This window comes from Pseudonocardia sp. Ae505_Ps2, from assembly GCF_001932425.1.
Taxonomy (GTDB): Bacteria; Actinomycetota; Actinomycetes; order Mycobacteriales; family Pseudonocardiaceae; genus Pseudonocardia.
On record NZ_MCIP01000001.1, the window covers coordinates 176,289 to 197,224 of the forward strand.

19 protein-coding genes are annotated in these 20,936 nt (G+C 74.2%); 6 read left to right on the forward strand and 13 right to left on the reverse strand.

The window, feature by feature from the left end:
* Positions 1-222: 222 nt before the first annotated feature.
* Positions 223-2,658 (reverse strand): NAD-dependent DNA ligase LigA, encoded by a 2,436-nt coding sequence (gene ligA, locus Ae505Ps2_RS00835; RefSeq protein ID WP_083695214.1) that lies wholly within the window; start codon positions 2,656-2,658, stop codon positions 223-225.
* A 67-nt stretch (positions 2,659-2,725) separates the two neighbouring features.
* Between ligA and Ae505Ps2_RS00840 the strand changes: the two genes are divergently transcribed.
* From Ae505Ps2_RS00840 to Ae505Ps2_RS00855, 4 genes are read left to right on the forward strand one after another with little or no spacing between them, the layout of a single operon-like run.
* Positions 2,726-3,109, forward strand: a complete 384-nt coding sequence (locus Ae505Ps2_RS00840; RefSeq protein ID WP_020627726.1) for an ankyrin repeat domain-containing protein — start codon at positions 2,726-2,728, stop codon at positions 3,107-3,109.
* A gap of 3 nt (positions 3,110-3,112) precedes the next feature.
* A complete protein-coding gene (locus Ae505Ps2_RS00845) occupies positions 3,113-3,511 on the forward strand; it encodes a VOC family protein (RefSeq protein ID WP_075333794.1) in 399 nt (132 codons plus the stop codon).
* Between the two features lie 18 nt (positions 3,512-3,529).
* Positions 3,530-5,152: a peptide chain release factor 3 gene (locus Ae505Ps2_RS00850; RefSeq protein WP_043282029.1), complete on the forward strand. Its 1,623-nt coding sequence runs from the start codon at positions 3,530-3,532 to the stop codon at positions 5,150-5,152.
* Between the two features lie 34 nt (positions 5,153-5,186).
* Positions 5,187-6,026: a DMT family transporter gene (locus tag Ae505Ps2_RS00855; RefSeq protein WP_283160354.1), complete on the forward strand. Its 840-nt coding sequence runs from the start codon at positions 5,187-5,189 to the stop codon at positions 6,024-6,026.
* Positions 6,027-6,100: 74 nt separating this feature from the next.
* On the opposite strand, the gene Ae505Ps2_RS00860 is transcribed toward Ae505Ps2_RS00855, so the two are convergent.
* Complete coding sequence (locus Ae505Ps2_RS00860; protein ID WP_075310632.1) at positions 6,101-6,508, reverse strand: hypothetical protein; 408 nt, start codon at positions 6,506-6,508, stop codon at positions 6,101-6,103.
* Positions 6,509-6,613: 105 nt separating this feature from the next.
* Between Ae505Ps2_RS00860 and Ae505Ps2_RS00865 the strand changes: the two genes are divergently transcribed.
* Complete coding sequence (locus Ae505Ps2_RS00865) at positions 6,614-7,393, forward strand: isocitrate lyase/phosphoenolpyruvate mutase family protein (protein WP_075310630.1); 780 nt, start codon at positions 6,614-6,616, stop codon at positions 7,391-7,393.
* Positions 7,394-7,544: 151 nt separating this feature from the next.
* Here Ae505Ps2_RS00865 and Ae505Ps2_RS00870 read toward each other — a convergent pair whose 3' ends face one another.
* From Ae505Ps2_RS00870 to Ae505Ps2_RS00905, 8 genes are all read right to left on the reverse strand, one after another.
* The gene (locus tag Ae505Ps2_RS00870; RefSeq protein WP_075312891.1) at positions 7,545-8,579 is read right to left on the reverse strand and encodes a methionine synthase; all 1,035 of its coding nucleotides are present in this window, start codon (positions 8,577-8,579) and stop codon (positions 7,545-7,547) included.
* A 409-nt stretch (positions 8,580-8,988) separates the two neighbouring features.
* On the reverse strand, positions 8,989-9,447 hold the full coding sequence (locus Ae505Ps2_RS00875; protein ID WP_075310628.1) for a nitroreductase family deazaflavin-dependent oxidoreductase: 459 nt from the start codon (positions 9,445-9,447) through the stop codon (positions 8,989-8,991).
* Positions 9,448-9,729: 282 nt separating this feature from the next.
* On the reverse strand, positions 9,730-10,812 hold the full coding sequence (mnmA, locus tag Ae505Ps2_RS00880) for a tRNA 2-thiouridine(34) synthase MnmA (RefSeq protein ID WP_043276717.1): 1,083 nt from the start codon (positions 10,810-10,812) through the stop codon (positions 9,730-9,732).
* 3 nt (positions 10,813-10,815) lie between these two features.
* Entirely contained in the window at positions 10,816-12,024 is a 1,209-nt protein-coding gene (locus Ae505Ps2_RS00885; protein WP_020622514.1) for a cysteine desulfurase family protein, read from the reverse strand.
* A 67-nt stretch (positions 12,025-12,091) separates the two neighbouring features.
* Entirely contained in the window at positions 12,092-13,201 is a 1,110-nt protein-coding gene (locus Ae505Ps2_RS00890; protein WP_075310624.1) for a lysophospholipid acyltransferase family protein, read from the reverse strand.
* On the reverse strand, positions 13,198-13,974 hold the full coding sequence (locus tag Ae505Ps2_RS00895; protein ID WP_075310622.1) for a GNAT family N-acyltransferase: 777 nt from the start codon (positions 13,972-13,974) through the stop codon (positions 13,198-13,200). The genes Ae505Ps2_RS00890 and Ae505Ps2_RS00895 overlap by 4 nt, the downstream gene beginning before the upstream one ends.
* Before the next feature lie 187 nt (positions 13,975-14,161).
* On the reverse strand, positions 14,162-15,109 hold the full coding sequence (locus Ae505Ps2_RS00900) for an electron transfer flavoprotein subunit alpha/FixB family protein (RefSeq protein WP_075333797.1): 948 nt from the start codon (positions 15,107-15,109) through the stop codon (positions 14,162-14,164).
* A 42-nt stretch (positions 15,110-15,151) separates the two neighbouring features.
* The gene (locus Ae505Ps2_RS00905; protein WP_020626655.1) at positions 15,152-15,937 is read right to left on the reverse strand and encodes an electron transfer flavoprotein subunit beta/FixA family protein; all 786 of its coding nucleotides are present in this window, start codon (positions 15,935-15,937) and stop codon (positions 15,152-15,154) included.
* A gap of 391 nt (positions 15,938-16,328) precedes the next feature.
* On the opposite strand from Ae505Ps2_RS00905, the gene Ae505Ps2_RS00910 reads away from it, so the two are divergent.
* Positions 16,329-16,625, forward strand: a complete 297-nt coding sequence (locus tag Ae505Ps2_RS00910; RefSeq protein WP_075310618.1) for a hypothetical protein — start codon at positions 16,329-16,331, stop codon at positions 16,623-16,625.
* A 7-nt stretch (positions 16,626-16,632) separates the two neighbouring features.
* Here Ae505Ps2_RS00910 and Ae505Ps2_RS00915 read toward each other — a convergent pair whose 3' ends face one another.
* From Ae505Ps2_RS00915 to Ae505Ps2_RS00925, 3 genes are all read right to left on the reverse strand, one after another.
* A complete protein-coding gene (locus Ae505Ps2_RS00915; protein WP_075310616.1) occupies positions 16,633-18,045 on the reverse strand; it encodes an NAD(P)/FAD-dependent oxidoreductase in 1,413 nt (470 codons plus the stop codon).
* A 221-nt stretch (positions 18,046-18,266) separates the two neighbouring features.
* Complete coding sequence (locus Ae505Ps2_RS00920) at positions 18,267-19,037, reverse strand: SDR family oxidoreductase (RefSeq protein WP_075310614.1); 771 nt, start codon at positions 19,035-19,037, stop codon at positions 18,267-18,269.
* Positions 19,038-19,119: 82 nt separating this feature from the next.
* Positions 19,120-20,922 carry a DUF3556 domain-containing protein gene (locus tag Ae505Ps2_RS00925; RefSeq protein WP_075310612.1) on the reverse strand — a complete coding sequence of 601 codons (1,803 nt, stop codon included), beginning with the start codon at positions 20,920-20,922 and terminating at the stop codon, positions 19,120-19,122.
* Positions 20,923-20,936: the final 14 nt, after the last annotated feature.

A 20,936-nucleotide genomic window follows, 5' to 3' on the forward strand; every position in this document is an offset into this window, starting at 1 on the left:
TCGTCCTCCCGCCGGGACGACCCCGGCGTGCGACCGAGGGTAGGCGGTGATCGTCCGCGGCCGGCGTCCGGGCGCGGACGCGTCCGGGCGACGTCGGCGTCCGGACGCCGGGCCGCGCCGGACGCCCGACACGCCCGGTGAGTGGTCGCTCACCGTCGGCGTGCTGCAGGTCCGGCCGCCGGGCGGATTCCCCGGTCACGCGGCGGACCGGACTCCGGGCCGTCAGGCGTCGGCGGCCTGCTCCCGCGCCGCGTCGGGGCCGCGGTCGAGCAGGACCTCGAACCCGGCCTCGTCCAGCACCGGCACCCCGAGCTCGACGGCCTTGTCGTACTTCGAGCCGGGCGCCTCCCCCGCGACGACGAAGGCCGTCTTCTTCGACACCGACCCGGCCGCCCGCCCGCCGCGGGCCATGATCGCCTCCTTGGCCTCGTCGCGGGACCAGTTCTCCATCGAGCCGGTGATGACGATCGAGAGGCCCTCCAGGAAGCGGGGCACCGAGTCGTCGACCTCGTCCTCCATCGCGACGCCCGCGGCCCGCCACCTCTGCACTACCTCGCGGTGCCAGTCGACGGAGAACCAGTCCCGCACCGCCGCGGCGATGGTCGGGCCGACGCCGTCGACCCCGGCGATCGGCGCGAGCGCCTCCGCGACGGCCTTCGCCCGGGCACGCGCCGCGGCCCGCTCCTGCTTCGCGGCCTCCACGGCCGCGGCGTCGGCGGCCCCGTCGCCGGGCGCCCCTTCACCGGGCGCCCCGTCGTCTGGCGCCCCGTCGCCGGCAGACCCATCACCGGCAGACCCGTCGCCGGGTGCCGCCTCCGCCTCGCCTGCGGCAACCGCCGCCTCCGCCTCGGCGGCCTCGACGTCGCCGGTCGCCTCGGCCGCGGCACCCTCGGGCGTCGACGCGGCGGCCTCGGCCGCGGCGTCGTCCTCCCCCGCCGTCCCGTCGGAGACGATCGCGACCCCGGCGGCCTCGGTGTCCGCCTTCGCCTGTGCCGCGGCGCGTTCGAGGGCCTCCATCGACCCGAACTCGCGGGCCAGCGCCTGCGCGGCGGTCGGCCCGACGTGCCGGATCGACAGCCCCACCAGCACCCGCCACAGCGGCCGGTCCTTGGCCGCCTCCAAATTCCTCAGCAGCTTGCGGCCGTTGACCGTCAGCTCGCCCTTCTGGTTGCGGAACAGCTCGGTCCGCAGCAGGTCGGCCTCGGTGAGGGAGAAGACGTCGCCCTCGTCGGTCAGCACGCCCGAGGTCAGCAGCGCCACCGCGGCCTCGTAGCCGAGCCCCTCGATGTCGAACGCGCCCCGGCCCGCGACGTGGAACAGCCGCTCCCGCAGCTGCGCCGGGCAGGAACGGGCGTTCGGGCAGCGCCGGTCGACGTCGCCCGACTTCTGCTGCACGAGCGCGGTGCCGCACTCGGGGCAGTGCGTCGGCATGACGAACTCGCGCTCGGAGCCGTCGCGCACGTCGGTGACCGGCCCCAGCACCTCGGGGATGACGTCGCCCGCCTTGCGGATGACCACCCGGTCACCGATCAGCACGCCCTTGCGACGCACCTCGTCGGCGTTGTGCAGGGTCGCCATCTCGACCGTGGACCCGGCGACCTTCACCGGCTCCATCACCGCGAACGGGGTGACCCGGCCGGTCCGCCCGACGTTGACCCGGATGTCGAGCAGCCGGGTGGTGGCCTGCTCCGGCGGGTACTTGTAGGCGATCGCCCAGCGCGGGAACCGGGAGGTCGCGCCGAGCCTGCGCTGCAGCGCCACCTCGTCGACCTTCACGACGACGCCGTCGATCTCGTGCTCGACGTCGTGCCGGTGCTCACCCCAGTACTCGACGTACTCGATCACCTTCTCGATCCCCTGGAGCACCCTGGTGCGCGGGGAGACCGGCAGGCCCCAGGCGACCAGTGCGTCGTAGGCGTGGGACTGGGTGTCGGGGGTGAACCCCTCCCGCTTGCCCAATCCGTGGCAGATCAGCCGCAGGTTGCGCGAGCCGGTGACCCGCGGGTCCTTCTGGCGCAGGGAGCCGGCCGCGGTGTTGCGCGGGTTCGCGAACGGCTCCTTGCCCGCCTCGACCAGCGAGGCGTTGAGCCGCTCGAAGTCCTCCAGCCGGAAGTAGACCTCGCCACGGACCTCGACGAGCGCCGGCACCGGGAACTCGTCGGTGCCGGTCAGCCGCTCGGGCACCTCGGCGAGGGTGCGCATGTTGAGCGTGATGTCCTCGCCGGTGCGCCCGTCGCCGCGGGTCAGGGCCCGGGTGAGCCGCCCGCCCTCGTAGAGCAGGTTGACCGCGAGCCCGTCGATCTTGAGCTCGCACAGGTAGTGCAGGTCCCCGCCGACCTCCTTCGTCACCCGCTCGTGCCAGGTGCGCAGGTCCTCGGGCGAGAAGGCGTTGTCCAGCGACAACATCCGCTCGAGATGGTCGTAGGAGGTGAAGTCGGTGGAGAAGGTCCCGCCGACGCGCTGGCTCGGCGAGTCCGGCGTGACCAGCTCGGGGTGGGCCTCCTCCAGCGCGAGCAGCTCGTGCCACAGCTCGTCGAACTGGCCGTCGGAGACGACCGGGGCGTCCAGCACGTAGTAGCGGAACTGGTGGTCGGCCACCTCGGCCGCCAGCTGCGCGTGGCGCTCGCGGGCCTGCTGGGCGTCGGACTGGGAACTCACGAGGCGCAGGTTAGCCGCGCCCCCCGACAGTCATGCGCAACCGAGCAGGGGAATCTACGGTCGGGGGATGGACCAGGCTGCCGTGGAGCTCGCGCACCGGATGTTCGACCTGGCCCGCGAGGGCGCGGCGGACCGGCTGGGCGCCTACCTCGACGCGGGCGTCCCGGTCGGCCTGACCGACCCCAAGGGCGACACCCTGCTGATCCTCGCCGCCTACTACGGCCACGACGCCGTCGTCGCCGACCTGCTGGCCCGCGGCGCGGAGCCGGACCACACCAACGACCGCGGCCAGACCGCGCTCGCCGCCGCGCTGTTCGCCCGGTCGGCGCCGTCGGTCACCGCGTTGCTGGCCGCGGGCGCCGACCCGCACCACGGCAGCCCGTCGGCGTGGGCGACCGTCGAGCACTTCGACCTGCCCGACATGCGGGCGCTGCTGGAAGCGGGGGCCTGAGCCGTGCTGAGGCTCGGGTTCCCGGTGGTCGGCGTCGTCGACCTCGACCGGGCCGCCGCGTTCTGGGCCGCCGCGCTGCACCTGCACGTCTCCGACGAGTGGTCGAGCCCGTCCTGGCGCACCCTGACCGGCTCCGACGGCGAGCGGGTGCTCGGCCTGATGCGCAGCGCGTCCCCGCCCGAGCCCAGACCCCGGCTCCACCTGGACCTCCTGGTCGACACCACCGACGAGCAGGACGCCGAGGTGGCGCGGCTGACCTCGCTGGGCGCGACCCGGCCGGCCTGGGACGACTACCCCGCCGCGCCCGACTTCGTCGTCCTCGCCGACCCCGACGGCAACGTCTTCTGCGTGGTCGACCTGAGCCGGGCGCCGTCGTCGGGGGGTGTCGGTGGCGACGCCTAGAATGCAGGTGTGAGCACCATCGAGAACGTCACCCGGCAGACCGGCACCGCCACCGACGCGCGCGTCGTCGGCGAGACCGCCCGCCGCCGGACGTTCGCGGTGATCTCCCACCCCGACGCGGGCAAGTCGACCCTGACCGAGGCGCTGGCGCTGCACGCGGAGGTCATCGACTCCGCCGGTGCGGTGCACGGCAAGTCCGGCCGCAAGGGCGTCACGTCGGACTGGATGGAGATGGAGCGTGCCCGCGGCATCTCGGTGTCCTCGGCGGTGCTGCAGTTCTCCTATCGGGACTGCGTGATCAACCTGCTCGACACCCCCGGCCACGGCGACTTCTCCGAGGACACCTACCGGGTGCTCGCCGCCGTCGACGCCGCGGTGATGCTGCTCGACGCGGCGAAGGGTCTCGAGCCGCAGACCCTCAAGCTCTTCGACGTCTGCCGCTCGCGCGGCGTCCCGATCGTCACCTTCGTCAACAAGTGGGACCGGCCGGGCCGCGAGGCCCTGGAGCTGCTCGACGAGGTCGAGCAGACCATCGGCCTGCGCCCGATGCCCCTGACCTGGCCGCTGGGCATCGCCGGGCAGTTCAAGGGGCTCATCGAGCGCAGCACCGGCGAGTACACCGCGTTCACCCGGGCCGCCGGCGGCGCGACGAAGGCCACCGCACAGGTCGTCGACGCCGAGACGATCGCCGCGCAGGAGCCCGAGTACTGGCAGAACGCGCAGGACGAGCTGGGCCTGCTCGACGAGATCGGCGCCGGTTTCGACGAGGAGGGCTTCCGCTCCGGCACGGCCACCCCGGTCCTGTTCGGCTCGGCGCTGTCCAACATCGGCGTCGCCCGGCTGCTCGACTCGCTGGTCGACCTCGCCCCGCCGCCCGCCCCGCGGCCCGACGTGAAGGGCGAGGACCGCCCGCTGGAGGCGCCCACCTCCGGGCTGATCTTCAAGGTCCAGGCCGGCATGGACAAGGCGCACCGTGACCGCATGGCGTTCCTGCGGATCTGCTCGGGCCGCTTCGAGCGCGGCATGGTGCTCACCCATGCCGCGACGGGCAAGCCGTTCGCGACCAAGTACGCGCAGTCGGTGTTCGGCGCCGAGCGCACGACCGTCGAGGAGGCGTTCCCCGGCGACATCGTCGGCCTGGTCAACGCCACCGCCCTGCGTCCCGGGGACACCCTCTACGCGGCCGACCCGGTCGAGTTCCCCTCGATCCCGGCGTTCGCCCCCGAGCACTTCGCGGTGATCCGCGCGAAGGACGCGGGCAAGTACAAGCAGTTCCGCAAGGGGATCGAGCAGCTCGGCAACGAGGCGGTCATCCAGATCCTGCGCTCGGACCTGCGCGGCGACCAGGCACCGGTGCTGGCCGCGGTGGGGCCGCTGCAGTTCGACGTGGTCACCACACGGCTGGAGACCGAGTTCAACGCGCCGGTCACCCTCGACCGGCTGCCGTACCAGATCGCGCGCCTGGTCGACGCCGAGGCGGTCGAGAAGCTGGCCGGGCAGTCCGAGTGCGAGGTCCTGCGCCGCGACTCCGACGGCGAGCACCTCGCGTTGTTCACCAACAAGTGGCGGATGGACATCATCCAGCGCAAGTTCCCGGACATGCGGTTCGAGGCCATGCCCGCCGGGTCCTCGATCTCCTGATCCGCTGAACACCGTCGCCGCGGTCGGCGCCGCGCTGCTCTCGGCGCTGCTCTTCGCGCTCGCCGCCGTCGCGCAGCAGACCTCGGCGGCGGCGGACCCGCACGACCGGGGGCTGCGGATGCTGGCGCGGCTGGTCCGCGATCCGCGCTGGCTGGCCGGGTCGCTGGGTGACACGGCAGCGTTCGCGATGCAGGCCGTCGCGCTCGGGTTCGGGTCGCTGCTGCTGGTGCAGCCGATCATCGTCACCCAGCTGGTGTTCGCGCTGCCGCTGGCCGCGTGGTGGGCCGGGCGGCGGCCGTCCCGCCGGGAGCTGGCGTGGGCCGCGGTGCTGGTGGTGGCGCTGGCGCTGTTCGTGACCGTCGGGGAGCCGACCGCGGGTGTCGACCGGGCCGGGCTCACCGCGTGGGCGCCGACGGGGTCAGTGCTGCTGGTGCTGTTCGCCGCCTGTCTCGTGGCGGCCCGGTCGACGACGGGGACGGCCCGGGCACTGCTGCTGGCCGCGGCCACCGGCATCGCCTACGGCGTCGTCGCCGCGCTCACCCTGGGCGTGGTCGACACGCTGTCCGACGGGATCACCACGGTGCTGACCTCGTGGGAGACCTGGGCGCTGGTCGTCGCCGTGGTCGGCGGGACCCTGCTGCAGCAGGCCGCGTTCCAGGCCGGGGCGCTGGGGGCGTCGCTGCCCGCGGTGGTCGTCGGGGAGCCGGTGGTGGCCGCGGTCGTCGGCGTGACCGTGCTCGACGAGCGGCTGTCCACCGGCGGGGCCGGGTGGGCACTCGTCGCGGTGCTGGTGGCCGTGCTCGTGGTGGCGACGATCGCGCTGGCCCGGGCGAGCGCCGGGACCGAGGCGGAGAGCGGCGGGCGGGCGCCGTAGCAGCGCGGTGCCGTCGGGGTGCTAGGACGACAGGGTCCTCGGACGACGGGCCGAACGCGTCGCCGGGCCGCGGTTCAGGGGGTGTGGCAGACCCCGGGCCCGCAGGCCGGCGCGGTGCCGGCCCCCTGCACGGGCGGCGGTCCCGGCCCGGTGACGGCGAGCATCACGAACGCGGCCAGCCAGATCAGCCCGCCGGCCAGCCCGGCCACCGACAGCCCCGCGGCCGAGATAGCCGTCCGGGACCGGCCCGGGCAGGCACGGACCGCGCCCAGCGTGCCCAGCACCAGACCGCCGATGGCGAGGACGACCCCGGCGGAGGCGAACGCGAGACCGGCGACGGTCAGCGGCGACACCGCGGACAGCGCGATCGCGACGGCGACGGCGACGAACACCGAGCCCAGCGCTCCCAGCACCAGCGCGGACGACCCGAGACCACCCAGCGGGGTGGTCGGGTGTCGGACGTCGGACCGGTCTCGGAGCACGGCACAAGGATCAGGGGTCGGACGGCCCTGCCGCTGTCGGGGACACCGCAGATCCTCAGTTCTGGGTACGCGGCGGGGGCCCCGGAACCGGCCTACGGTGATCACATGACCTCCATCGCCGAGAAGGCCACGAAGCTGCAGGAGCTGCACGCCGCACCGGAGCTGCTGCTCGTCGTCAACGTCTGGGACGCGATCACCGCGAAGGTCGTCGCCGAGACCCCGGGCACGACGGCCCTGGCCACCGCGAGCCACGGGATCGCCGCGTCCCGCGGCTACCCCGACGGCGAGCACATCCCGCGCGACCTCATGATCGCCGAGGTCGGGCTGATCGCGGAGGTCGCCGGGGACCTGCCGGTGACCGCCGACCTGGAGGCCGGCTACGGCGACCCCGGTGGCACCGTCGCGCGCGCGATCGACGTCGGCATCGTCGGCTGCAACCTGGAGGACCAGGTCAAGCCGCTCACCGAGGCGGTGAAGGCCGTGGAGGCCGCCGTCGCCGCGGCCGAGAAGGCCGGGATCGACTTCGTGCTGAACGCGCGCACCGACGCCTTCCTCAAGGCCGGTGACAAGGACCCCGAGGCCGTGCTGGCCGACGCGATCGAGCGCGGGAAGGCGTACCTGGACGCGGGCGCGTCGAACTTCTTCGTGCCCGGCAAGCTCGACGAGACCCAGGTCGGACGCCTGGTCGAGGCGCTCGGCGAGCGCAAGGTCAACCTGATCGGCATCCCGGGGTCGATCCCGCTGGGGACCGCCCAGCAGCTGGGCGTCGCCCGCGTGTCCTACGGCCCGTGGAGCCAGAACGTCGCGCTGACCGCGCTGCAGGACCTCGCCACCGACGTCTACGCCGGCGGCGGGCTCCCCGAGGGCACCCGCAAGCTGAACTGAGTGGCCCGGGGAGAAGCACTCCGCCGCCGCCCGGCGCGCACTGATCCGCCCCGCGCACGGTGATCCGCCGGGCGCGCGGTGATCCGCTCGGCGCGCGCGTCCGGACGCACGCGCGGAACACGGAGGCGCGCGCGACGCCGATCATGCGGGGTCAGCGCCCGTCGGCGGGCGCGACCTCGTCCGGATCGGCGAAGGCCTTTCCCAGCTCGCGGGACAGGGCGAGCGCACGCTGCGCCCAGGCTGGGGAGGCCCCGGCGAGCCCGCAGGCGGGCGTCGGGACGGCGAGGCGGGCCAGCCGCGGCCGGTCGAAGCCCAGCCGGTCGGCGAGGTCGTAGCCGGCGCGGGCCAGGTCGCCGATCGCCGGTTCGCGGGACGGCGTGGTGCCGGGCAGCAGCCCGAGGAACAACGGGACGCCGCTGTCCCAGGTCTCGCCGATCGCGTCGAGGGCGCGCGGTTCGGCGGTGCTCCCGGTGAACGCCGGTCGGGTCGCGTCGATGCCGACCGCGGCCGCACCGGTGCCGGCGAGCAGCCGGATCGGCGCACGGTCCGCGCAGCAGTGCACGACGACCGGTGCGTCGACGCCGTCGACCAGGTCGCGGAGCAGGTCCTGGGCGTCCGGCGCGGCGATCGCGCGGACGGTGCCGTAGCCGGACGCGGTCGGCAACGACCCGGCGAGCACCGCGGGCAGACCGGGCTCGTCGAGCTGGACGACGACCGTCGCCCCGGTCCGTTGCGCGACCTCGGCGACGTGTGTGCGCAGCCCCTCGGTCAGGCTGGCGGCGAACTCGCGGACAGCCCCGCGGTCGGTGAGCACCCGGTGCCCGGACGCGAGCTCGACCGAGGCGGCGAGCGTCCACGGGCCGGTGACCTGGATCTTCACCCAGGACGGGCGGATGTGGTCGCAGGCGTCGTCGAAGGCGTCCAGATCGCCGGACATCAGGTCCCGGGACCGGCGCAGGTCGCGTCCGGGGTGCGCGGTGACCCGCCAGCCGGTCGGCACGACCTCGACGGCGAGGTCCACCAGCAGCCCGGCCGTGCGCCCGATCATGTCCGCGCCGACGCCGCGGGCGGGCAGCTCGGGCAGTGCCGGGAACTCGGGGTTCTCGCCGGTGACCAGCGCACACGCCTCGCGGATGTCGGTGCCGGGCAGTGATCCAACGCCGGTGCCGACGCCGGCGGGCCACAGGGCGCGGGGCGCGGCGGGCTCGGCGGGGGTGTCGTCGACGACCTCGATCCGGGGCTGCGGCGCGACGGTCTCGCCGGGACGGACGTCGCCGAGTCCGGCGGCGGCGAGCGCGGCGGCCAGCGGGTCGGTGGGGTCCGGGATGGTCACCCCCACAGTGTCCTCCGCGGTCCGGGCCCGACGCGTGCGGCCCCGGCCCGTCGGCGGCGGGCATGATCGCCAAATGTGGCGCGCGGAGGCGGGTGAGCCGCACCCGATGCTCCACAGTCGGCGATCACCGGAGGGATCACCGCAGAGCGATCACCCCCGAGCGGTCACCACGGAGCGATCGCCCCGGAGCGGTCACCGCAGGCCGAATGCTGCAGGGCGATCGCTGCAGGGCGAACGCTGCAGGGGGCGATCGCTGGAGTTCTCATTGCAGGGCGAACACCGGGTGGTGGGGTGCGGCGGCGGCCAGCTCGGCGTCGGACGAGGAGGCGTCGACACCGTCGAAGAACGCCCCGACCTCCCAGGCCCAGCGGCGCAGGTACTCCCGCAGCACCGGGACGGCGACGGCCGGGTCGGTCAACTCCGTCGCGGCCACCCGCTCGGTGCGACGGCCGACGGTCAGCTCGGCCTCCCCCGCGACGCGCAGGTTGCGCACCCACTGGGTCTCGCCGCGGGCGGCGACGAGGTACCGGACGCCGTCGTGGCGCAGCGGGTTGACCGGCGTGGTGCGGACCTCGCCGGAGCGACGGCCGCGGACGCCGAGCACCGCGGAGCCGGCCAGCGGGAGACCGAGCCGGGTCAGGCCGGCGACCAGCGGGTTCATCACGCGTCGGGTGAACCGGCCGGGGGCGAGGTAGCGGGACCGAGAGCGACGATTCGTCATGAGAGCAGTGTTCACCCTTCACTATGTTAAAGCAAGAGCAGTGCTCTCGCCGGAGGTGCGTCGAGATGCAGATCAGCGGGCTCCAGCGACGCGCGGGGCCCGCTGAGGTGCATCTCGGCGGACGGCGATCCGCCACGACAGCGCCGCGCCCCGGCGGTGGCGGCGCACTCCCGGCGGCCGAGTCCGGGCGGGCCCCGGCCGGACGTGGTCGGCCCGGGAGTACATGCCGGACGCTTCCGGTCGGGCGGTCCCGGTCGGGCGGTCCCGGTCGGGCGGTCCCGGTCAGACAGTCCCGGTGATCGTCGCCGACCCCAGGACGATGTCGCCGTCGTCGTCGGGGCGATAGAAGGCGACGGCCTGCCCCGGGGCGACCCCGCGCAGCGGCTCGGCCAGGTCCACCTGCACGGCGGAGCCGAGCGGGGTGACGGTCGCGGGTGCGGTGCCGCCGTGCGCGCGGACCTGCACGACGCAGCCGAACGGCGCGGCCGGCGCCACGCCCGAGGTCCACACCGGGGTGCGCGCGGTGATCGCGGTGACGTCGAGCGCCGCCTCCGGGCCGACCCGCACGGTGCCGCTGACCGGCTCGATGCCGAGCACGTAGCGGGGACGGCCGTCGGGGGCCGGGCGGTCGATCCCGAGACCCTTGCGCTGCCCGACGGTGAAGCCGTGCACGCCGTCGTGGGTGCCGAGGGTCTCGCCGGTGGCGGCGTCGACCAGGGCACCGGGAGTGCTGCCCAGGCGGTCGGCCAGGAAGCCCTGGGTGTCCCCGGTGGGGATGAAGCAGATGTCGTGGCTGTCGGGCTTGCCGGCGACGCGCAGCCCGAGCCGGGCGGCCTCGGCCCGGATCTGCGGCTTGGGGGTGTCGCCGACCGGGAACATCGCGTGCCGCAGCTGGTCGGCGCGCAGCACGGCCAGCACGTAGGACTGGTCCTTGCCGCCGTCGGCCGAGCGGCGCAGCACCGGTCCGGCCGGGTCGAGCCGGGCGTAGTGACCGGTGCAGACGGCGTCGAAGCCGAGGGCGAGCGCCCGGTCCAGGACCGCCGCGAACTTGATCTTCTCGTTGCACCGCAGGCAGGGGTTCGGCGTCTGGCCGGCGGCGTAGGCGGCGACGAAGTCGTCCACCACGTCGCGGGTGAACTCCTCGGACAGGTCCCAGACGTAGTACGGGATGTCGAGGACGTCCGCGGCGCGGGCGGCGTCGCCCGCGTCCTCCTTGGAACAGCAGCCGCGCGACCCCGACCGCATCGCGTCGCGGGTGCGCGACAGCGCGAGGTGCACACCGACGACGTCGTGCCCGGCGGCGACCGCCCGCGCGGCGGCGACCGCGGAGTCGACGCCACCGCTCATCGCAGCGAGGACCCGCACGGCTCAGCCCGTGACCGACGCGGGGGTGCGACGGCTCGCGTTGCGGGCCCGCTCCACGACCGACCCGATGGCCCCGGCGACCGCGGCCACGTCGGCGGAGGTGCTGGTGTGCCCCAGGGAGAAGCGCAGCGACCCGCGGGCGGTGCACTCGTCGGCGCCCATCGCCAGCAGCACGTGGCTGGGCTGGGCGACGCCCGCGGTGCAGGCCGAACCGGTGGAGCAGTCGATGCCGTGGGCGTCGAGCAGCATGAGCAGGCTGTCGCCCTCGCAGCCGGGGAACGACAGGTGCGCGTTGCCGGGCAGCCTGCCGGGACCGCCGTCGACCCGGGAGTCGGTCGTGTCACCGTTCAGCGCCGCGTCGGGCACCTCGGTGCGCACGACGCGGATCAGCTCGTCGCGCAACCCGGCCAGGTGCACCCGGCGGCGCGGCGCGGCGGCCACCGACTCGACGACGGCCGCCGCCAGTCCGGCCAGCGACGGGACGTCCAGGGTGCCGGAGCGGACGTCGCGCTCCTGGCCGCCGCCGTGCAGCAGCGGGGTGCAGGCGACCTCGCGGCCGAGCAGCAGCGCGCCCGCGCCGTAGGGGCCGCCGAGCTTGTGCCCGGTGAGGGTGAGCGCGTCGGCACCGCTCGCGGCGAAGTCGACGTCGAGGATGCCGACGGCCTGCACGGCGTCGGTGTGGAAGGGCACCCCGAACTCGTGGGCGACGGCGGCGAGCTCGCGCACCGGGTTGACGGTGCCGACCTCGTTGTTGGCCCACATGACCGAGACCAGGGCGTTCCCGTCCGGGTCCTCGGCGAGCGCGGCGCGCAGCGTCTCCGGGTGGACCCGGCCGGTCGCGTCGACCTCGAGCAGCCGCAGCCGGGCACCTTCGTGGGTGGCCAGCCACTCCGCCGCGTCGACGACCGCGTGGTGCTCGACGGCCGAGACCAGCACCCGCGAGCGGCGGGGGTCGGCGGCCCGGCGGGCCCAGAACAGGCCCTTGACCGCGAGGTTGTCGCTCTCGGTGCCGCCGGTGGTGAACACGACCTCGGACGGGCGCGCGCCGACCGCCTCGGCGATCCGCTCACGCCCCTCCTCGACCGCGCGCCGGGCGCGGCGCCCCGACGAGTGCAGCGACGACGCGTTGCCGGTGCGGCCGAGCGCGTCGCTCAGAGCGGCGACGGCGGCGGGCAGCATCGGTGTGGTCGCCGCGTGGTCCAGGTACGTCATCGGCCTCCAGGGTAGACCCCGCCGTGACAGCGGTGCGTGCCGAACCCGTCGTGGACGACCGTCCGTCTCACACGGCCGTGGCGGTCGCGGCGGGGCGCGGGTGACGGACCCGGTCGCGGGCCCGTGCGGCCAGCGCGCGCCGGTCGGTGCGCGGGCCCGGCTCGACGAGCTCGCCGACGGTGACCTCGCAGACCAGTCCGGGCAGCCGGAGCACCCGGCCGACGGTGTCGCCGAGGGTCTGCTCGCCGACGAACGCGGCGGCCGTCGTCGGCCGCCCGTCCGGGGTGGTGATCGCGACGGTGACCGGCCGGACCGGGGCCCCCGCGTCGATCGCGGCCTGGAACGGCGCGCGCCGGTAGTCCCCGGAGATCGCGCCGCACCACGTCGTCGCCTCGGGGAAGACCCCGACCAGCGTGCCACCCCGCAGCGCATCGGCGCAGGTCGCGACGGTGCCGGGCAGCCGGGACAGGCCCTCGCGGTGCACGAACAGGGTGCCGGTGCGGGCCGCGAGCGCACCGATCAGCGGCCAGTCCCTGACCTCCCGCTTGGCGAGCATGGTGACCGGGCCGATCGCGCCGAGCGCCGGGATGTCGATCCACGACGTGTGGTCGGCCACGACCAGCGCGCCCCGCCCGTCCGCGGGCGCCAGCGGTCCGCCGCGCACGACGAGCCGGACCCCGGCGGCGCCGAGCACCGCGCGGTGCAGCGCCCGCAGGACCGGCTCCAGCACGCGGGCACCGCACAGCGCGGCAACCGGGACGGTCGTCGCGGCCACCGCCAGCACCGCGAGCAGCGTCGCGGTGCGGCGGGCCAGGCGCAGCGTGCCGGTCGTCGTGCGCGGGGGCAGGCACTCCTGCGGGGTGCACGGTGACCAGGCCGCCCACGGCCCGCCGGGACGCTGCGACGCGGGCGGTGCCGGCGGGTGCGTGGGGTGGTCGACGACCGGGCGCACCGGGGTCCGCAGGGCGGCACGGGCCGGGTGGTGCGCAGCACCGCGTCGGTCCCCCGTCGCCGGGTCTGCCGGGGTGGGCGAGAGCGCCGGGTCCGCCGGGGTGGGCGGGAGCACCGCGGCCCCGGCGGAGGGGACGACAGCGGAGGCACGACCACGGGGCCGGAAGCGGCGGAGCGGGCGGAGGGGCGCGCCGGCGTCGCCCTCCGGTCCGGCGGCGAGGGTCATGCGCCCGTCACCCCGGCGGCGTCCTCGCCCAGGAAGAAGCGCAGGTAGCGCTGGTCGATGTGGTCCATCCCCAGCAGCACCGGGAAGTCCGCGACGCCGAAGTCCGGGTCGTGCGCGGGCGGCCCGCACACCCAGGTGCCCAGCCGCAGGTAGCCGCGCAGCAGCGGCGGGACCGCGACACCCCGGCCACGCGGGACGTCGGTCGGGTCCCAGGGGCGGAGCGGGACGGTGCGGTACTCGGAGGGGGCGAGGTGCTTGGCGCGGACCCGGTCCCAGACGCCCGCGGCCTGGGCGCCGCCGTCGGCCAGGGAGACGCTGGCGCAGCCGATCAGCCAGCGGTGCCCGGTGAGCAGCATGTAGCGGGCGAGCCCGGCCCACGCCAGCCCGACGACGGCGCCGCCGCGGTGGTCGGGGTGCACGCAGGAGCGCCCGGTCTCGACGATGCCGGACCGCAGCGGGTCGAGGTTGGTGAGGTCGAACTCGCCGTCGGCGTAGAGGCCGCCCGCGGCGCGCGCCCGCTGCGGCGGGAGCATCCGGTAGGTGCCGACGATCTCGCCGGTGGCGTCCTCGCGGACCACGAGGTGGTCGCAGTGGGCGTCGAAGCGGTCGACGTCGCGGCCGGGGACGGCGCTGTCGAGCCGGGCGCCGAGCTCGTCCGCGAACACCCGGTGCCGCAGCGCCTGCGCCGCGGCGACGTCGCCGTCGTCGGTCGTGAGGAGCAGGGAGTACCGCCGGGCCGCGGTCTCCGGGGTCGAGACGATCACCTGGGTCACACCGGGTTGGTACCGGGCGGGTGCGACACCCGGACGGTTCCGCGACGACACGTCGGTGGCATCGGAGTGAACGGTCCCGGACAGGTGTCGTCGCAGGCAGGAGCAGGTGAACGGGCCCCGCACACACGACGACGCCCGGGTGCGCGGGGCACCCGGGCGTCGAGCGTGTGGTGGCGGACCGGGAGGGTCAGCCCTTGCGCTTGGCGACTTCCTCCTGCAGCTGCGGCGCGACCTTGAACAGGTCGCCGACGATGCCGAAGTCGGCGATCTCGAAGATCGGCGCCTCCTCGTCCTTGTTCACCGCGACGATCGTCTTCGACGTCTGCATGCCGGCACGGTGCTGGATCGCGCCGGAGATGCCGAGGGCGATGTAGAGCTGCGGCGAGACCGACTTGCCGGTCTGGCCGACCTGGAACTGCGGCGGGTAGTAGCCGGAGTCCACCGCGGCACGCGAGGCACCGACGGCGGCACCGAGGGAGTCCGCCAGACCCTCGACGACGCTGAAGTCCTCGGCCGAGCCGACACCGCGGCCACCGGAGACGATCACCGTCGCCTCGGTCAGCTCCGGACGCGACCCGCCCTGGATCGGCTCACGGCCGGTCACGGTCGCGGCACGCCCCGACGGCGCCGGGACCTCGACGGTCTCGCGGGCACCCGCACCGGCGGCCGGGGAGATCTCGACCGAGCCCGGGCGCACCGTGATGACCGGGTGCTCGGTGTTGGCCTTCGCCTCGGCGGTGTAGGCACCACCGAAGATCGAGTGCGAGACGCCGTCGGCGGAGACGCCCACGACGTCGGACAGCAGCCCGGAGTTCGTGCGGATCGCCAGGCGGCCGGCGACCTCCTTGCCGTTGCCGGTGGCCGCGAGCAGCACGGCGGCCGGGGAGGCGGAGTTCACCAGCGACTCCAGGACCGTCGTCTCCGGGGAGAGGAAGTCGGTGGAGTCGGTCTCGGCGACGTAGATCTTCTCGGCGCCGTGCTCGGTCAGGCCGTCGGCCAGCTTGTCGGCGGTGCCCGCCGGGCCGACGACGACCGCCGACGGCTCGCCCAGCGCGCGGGCGGCGGTCAGCAGCTCGTAGGTGGTCTTCTTGATGTCGCCGTCGACGTGGTCGACGAGGACCAGAACCTCAGCCATGAATATCTCCTGTGCAGAAGTGGTGTCGGTCGTCGATCAGCGTCAGATCAGCTTCTGGCCGACCAGGAACTCGGCGATCTTCGCGCCGCCGTCGCCCTCGTCGGTGACCTTCTCGCCGGCCTGCTTCGGCGGCTTCGGCGACGCCGACACGACCGAGGTCAGGGCGTTCGCCAGCCCGACCTCGGAGGGGTCGATCCCGGCGCCGGCCAGGTCGAGGGTCTGCACCGGCTTCTTCTTCGCCGCCATGATCCCCTTGAAGGAGGGGTAGCGCGGCTCGTTCGACTTCTCGCCGACCGAGACCACGGCGGGCAGCTCGGCGGTCAGGTGGGTGACGCCCTCGTCGGTCTCCCGCTTGGCCTTCACCGTGGTGCCCTCGACGGACAGCTCGTTGGCGTGGGTCAGCGACGGCACACCGAGCAGCTCGGCGATCATCGCCGGGACCGCACCGATCTGGCCGTCCGAGGCCGAGTTGCCCGCGATGACCAGGTCCCAGCCCTCGACGGTGCCGATCAGCTTGGTCAGCGCCTTCGCGGTCTGCACCGCGCACGAGCCGTGGATCGCGGAGTCCGACAGGTGCACCGCGGAGTCCGCGCCCATCGACAGCGCCTTGCGGATCGCGTCGGTGGCCCGGTCCGGGCCCATGCACACGACGACGACCTCGGAGCCGTCGTTCGCCTCCTTGAGCAGCAGGGCCTGCTCCACGGCGCGCTCGTTGATCTCGTCGATCACCGCCTCGGCACCCTCCCGGTCGAGGGTGTGGTCGGAGTCGGACAGCTTCCGCTCCGAGTAGGTGTCGGCCACCTGCTTCACCAGGGTCACGATCTTCATAGGACCTCTTCGACCTCCTGCCGCGGCGGCCTGCGCCCACGCGCACACCGCGTCGTCCTCTTCGCGATCCGCCCCGTCGGGGTCCGGACCGTCTCGCGTCACCGTGACGGTGCTGCGCCGCGCGCTCTCGCGAGAGCGGGGTGGGCCGCGGCGTCGCGCCCGTCGTAGCCGGTGACTCTGCCACTGGTCGTGCCGTAATGGCACGCCGTGCCACTGTGACGTTCATTGTTACCAACGAGTAGCGCCCCGGCAAACCGGGGTCGGTCGTGACCGTACTCACGCGCGGTTCTCCTCACCTGGTGCACGCACGACGTCACACGCCGTACGCCCTGATCGGGGGTGGGGTTTCGCTACCGTCGACATCTCGCGCACTCGGCAGGAGGGAGCCGTCGTGCAGGTGACGGGGTTCGACGACCGTCTGGGGACCGGCTACGTGCTCAGCACGGGGCCGCACGCCGAATCCGACGTTGCGGGCAGCAGGACGGTGGAGCACGGCGGTATCACCGTCCAGGCCACCGAGGGTCTGGCCGCGATGCTGGAGGACGCGCTGGTCCACCGGCCCACCACCCGTCTGGGGTGGGGCGGGCCGGAGGTGCCGCTGACCCTGGAGGACACGACGCTGCTGGCGTGGCTGCGCCAGGACATCGGCGGGGTGGTGGCCGTCAGCGGGGAGCCCGAGCCCGTCTGAGCCGCCCTCAGCGGCCCAGGTGGGCGAGCGCGCGGCGCGCGGCGTGCGCGCCGCACATCCCGTGCGCACCCGGTCCGGGCGGCGTCGCGGCCGAGCAGAGGAAGTGCCCCGGTGCTCCGGTGTCGTAGGGCTGCACCGTCGTGCGCGGCCCGAGGACCAGCTGTCGCAGGTCCTTGGCGCCGGTGAGGATGTTCCCGCCGACGTAGTTCGGGTTCCCCGCGAACGCGGCCGGGTCGGTGACCAGGGTCCCGACGACCCGCTCCCCGAACCCGGGAGCGAACCGCTCGATCTGCGCGGTGATCGCCGCGGTCGCGTCACCGGTGTACCCGTACGGGACGTGCGCGTAGGCGTAGACCGGGTACACGTCGCCGACCGACCGCGTCGGGTCGGCCAGGTACTGCTGCCCGACCAGTACGAACGGACGCTCCGGCATCCGGCCCGCGTGCACCTCGCGCTCGACGAGCGCGGTCTCCGCGGCCGACCCGGCGACGTGCACGGTCCCGGCCCGCCGCGCCCCGGGGGACGTCCACGGGATCCCGCCCTGCACCGCGTAGTCGACCTTGAACGCGGCCGGGCCGTACCGGAACCGCCGGTAGGCCCGCGCGGCCCGCGGCGGCAGACGGTCGCCGAGCAGCTGCGGGAGCCGGTCGGGGCCGACGTCCCACACCACGACGTCCGGGTCGCCCAGCTCGTCGGCGGAGCGGACGTGCACGCCCGTCTCGATCTTCGCTCCGTGTCCGGCGAGCACCGCGGCCAGCGCGTCGGAGATCGCCCGGGAGCCGCCCTGCGCGACGCCCCAGCCGTAGCGGTGCCCCGCGGTGAGGATGCCCATCCCGATCGCGCTCGACAGCGGGCGGTTCAGCGGCCGGAACGCGTGCGCGGCCGTGCCGAGGAACAGGGCGCGGCCCCGCTCGGTGCGGAACGCCCGTGCCAGCAGCTCGGCCGGCAGGACGGTCGGCGCACCGAAGCGGGCGAGCAGCAGCGGGTGGCCCGGGAATCGCAGCAACGGGCCCAGGAAGTCCTGGGACAGCGCGTCGTAGTTCCGGGACGGGCTGCCGAACAGCGCACGCCACAGCGGCCCGTCGGCGCCCAGGCCCGCCGCGGTGTCGGCGACGGAGCGCAGCAGGACGCCGGCGTCGCCGTCGTCGAGGGGGTGGGCGCAGTCGACCTCGGGCAGGCGCCACCGCAGCCCGTGCCGGTCCAGGCCCAGCTCGGCCAGGACCGGCGAGCCGACCGCCATCGGGTGCACCGCCGAGCAGTGGTCGACGAGCAGGCCGGGCACGATCGCCTCGACCGTGCGGGTGCCACCGCCGATCTCGTCGGCGGCCTCCAGCACGGTGACCTCGACCCCGGCCCTGGCGAGCACGGCGGCGGCGGCGAGACCGTTGGGGCCGGAACCGACGACCGTCGCGGTGCTCATGTGTGTTCTCCCGTTCCAGCGGACCGACAGCAGGTGGTTCCCCCGCCGTCGCAGTTGTACCCGGACCCGGTGGCACAGGACGCCCCGTCCCGGGGACGGCTCACGACCGACCCTGTGTCCCGGCGGTGCGGGGGCCCGGGCGCGACGACGCGGGCGAGCCGATCATCGTGGCGGTCCGCCACACCGCCACGCAGACGCGACGGGGGTTCCCGGGGGCTTCCTCAGAGCAGCGACGCATCGAGTCCGCCGTCCAGGACCAGGCCGCTCCCGGTGCAGAACCGGGACCGCTCGCTGGCGAAGAACAGCGCCGCCTCGGCGACGTCGGCAGGGGTGCCGTAGCCCCCCTGCTTCTGCGCGATGAGACCGTCGAACCCGCCGGCGGGCAGTCCGAGCGCCGCCTCGAACCCCGGCTGCGCCGCCGTCACCAGGTCGGTGTCGATGAAGCCGGGCAGCAGCGCGTTGACCCGCACGCCGTGGGGCCGGAACTCCGTCGCCGCGGTCTTGGTCAGGTTCACGACGGCGGCCTTGGCGGCGGCGTAGTGGCCGATCAGCGGCGAACCGGTGGTCGCGGTGACCGAGGCGAGGGTGACGATCGTGCCGCCGCCCGCGGCGATGATCGCCGGGGCCGCGTAGCGGATCGACAGGAAGACCCCGTCGAGGTTCACCGAGGTGACCGCGCGCCAGGCGGCGAGGTCCATCTCCAGCAGCGGCTCGGGCCGCCCGACGCCGGCGTTGGGCACCATCACGTGCAGTCCGCCGTGCCGTTCGACGGCGTGGGCCACCAGCGCCTGCACCTGCGCCTCGTCGCGCACGTCGCACGCCAGGTACGAGGCGCCCGCGATCCCGTCCGCGACCGACTTCGCGGCGGCCTCGTCGATGTCGGAGACGACGACCGTCGCGCCCTCGGCGCCGAAGCGCTCCGCGATGGCCCGTCCCAGTCCCTTGCCCGCGCCGGTCACGATCGCGACCCGGCCGTTCAGTGCGTCACCCATGGTGCGTTCCTTCTTCGTCGATGGGACGTCGGATGGGTCGGCGGGGCGGGCGGGCGTCGTGCTCCGCCCGCCCCGCCGGGACTCAGACCGCCGGGGCCCCGGCGGTGTCCTCGTCGGCGGCCGACCGCTGCGGGGCACGCCAGGTGACGGTCAGCGGGATGGGCCCGTTCGGCAGCCACGGCTGCTCGTTCACCGCGTCGGCCACGTTCCAGTACCCGCGCTCGACGACGCCGAGCGCCGCGTCGATCAGCTGGTAGTGCTGGACCTTCGCGTGGATCGCCTGCGACTCCACCCAGCAGACGACGAGCTCGCCCGGGGCGAAGCCGACCCGCCGCTGGACCGCGGCGATCATGTGCGCGTCGTGCAGGTGACCGTCGCCGAAGTTGAAGCCGATCAAGGAGTTGCAGGTGAACTCGGCCTCACGCACGGTGCGGGAGTCGAGGTCGTCGAGCCGGGCCGACAGCACCGAGAACAGCCCGCGGCCCTGCGAGTGCATCGACCGCCAGGCGATCGTCTGCTGCATGGTGACCTCCGCGACGGCCGCGGGGTAGCCCATCGCCCGGAGCTGGTCGACCTGGTTCCTGGTCGGCCGGTGCGCGATCGAGTTGAGCTTCTCCTCGGCGCCGGGGGCGAAGGTCCACAGCGCCGACGCCCAGTTCCCGGCGTACTGGCGCATCGACGGGAGGAAGGACACGAGGTCCGGGCGCAGGTTGCCGAGGACCGGGAAGAACGCCAGCGCGGCGACGATCACCAGGGTCAGCGCCGGGGAGGACATGTCGGTGACGCCGAAGCCGTCGCCGTTGGGGAAGCCGAGGAACAGGAACACGGCGAGGTAGCCGAACAGGATGTTCCACTCCAGCGGCACGGCCAGCGGGAACGTCGAGGTGATGAACAGGTGGAACACCACCATGAGGACCACCCCGGCCAGCGTCAGCCAGTAGTTGGTGGAGAACAGCAGCACCAGCGGGGTGATGATCTCGACGGTGGTGCCGCCGACGTGCGCCATGAACGTCGCGAGCTTCGACGGGCGGATGTCGCGCGGGAAGTCCCGGTAGTGGGCCCGCTTGACCCACTTCGACGGGACGCACGGGCTGTTGGACACCATCGGCGGGATCACGTTGGTGAAGTGCCGACCGAACTTGGACACGCCCGCCCCGATCCACACCGCGCAGATCAGCAGCTTCGCCGCGACGATCATGTCGACGAAGGGCAGGACACCGAAGAACACCATCGCCGGCAGGTACTGCTCACCGCGGGAGGCGAGGAAGATCGTCTTGTCGCGCAGGCCGCAGAGGATCAGCAGCACGATCGGCGCGACCATCAGCCATGGCGCGACCAGACCGGAGGTGTTGTCGGGCAGCACCGCCGACAGCGACGCGCTCGGCACGCCGGGCAGCACGACAGCGGTCAGCAGCGAGGCGAGCAGACCCAGGTAGAGCACGACGTCGAGCACCGTGCGGGTGTCGCCGTCGGTCCCCGGGACCGCCTTCCACGGACGCAGCCGGATGGTCCCGGGGCGGGCCCAGAACAGGATGCCACCGGTCATCGGCTTGAACTTGCCCGCGATCGGACCCCAGGAGCCCGCGACGCCGATCGCCTCCAGCAGCACCGTCCACAGCACGAGCTTCTGGTAGACGATGGGCTCGTTCCACCAGCCCGCGACGTCCCAGACCGGGCCGACGCCGGAGGTCCAGGTGATCAGGGTGGTGCCCACGAGCACGTAGAGGACCACCAGCTTGACGACGTAGGTCGTCGGGATCATCTTCGGCGATCCGAAGCCGTACTCCACCCAGTGCAGGGCGAGCGCCTTCGTGCGTTCGAACAGCGGCTTGTCGAGGAAGGTGTCGAGATCGACCGGGGGGAAGTCCCCCGTCTTGAACCCCATTGTTCATCCCCTTT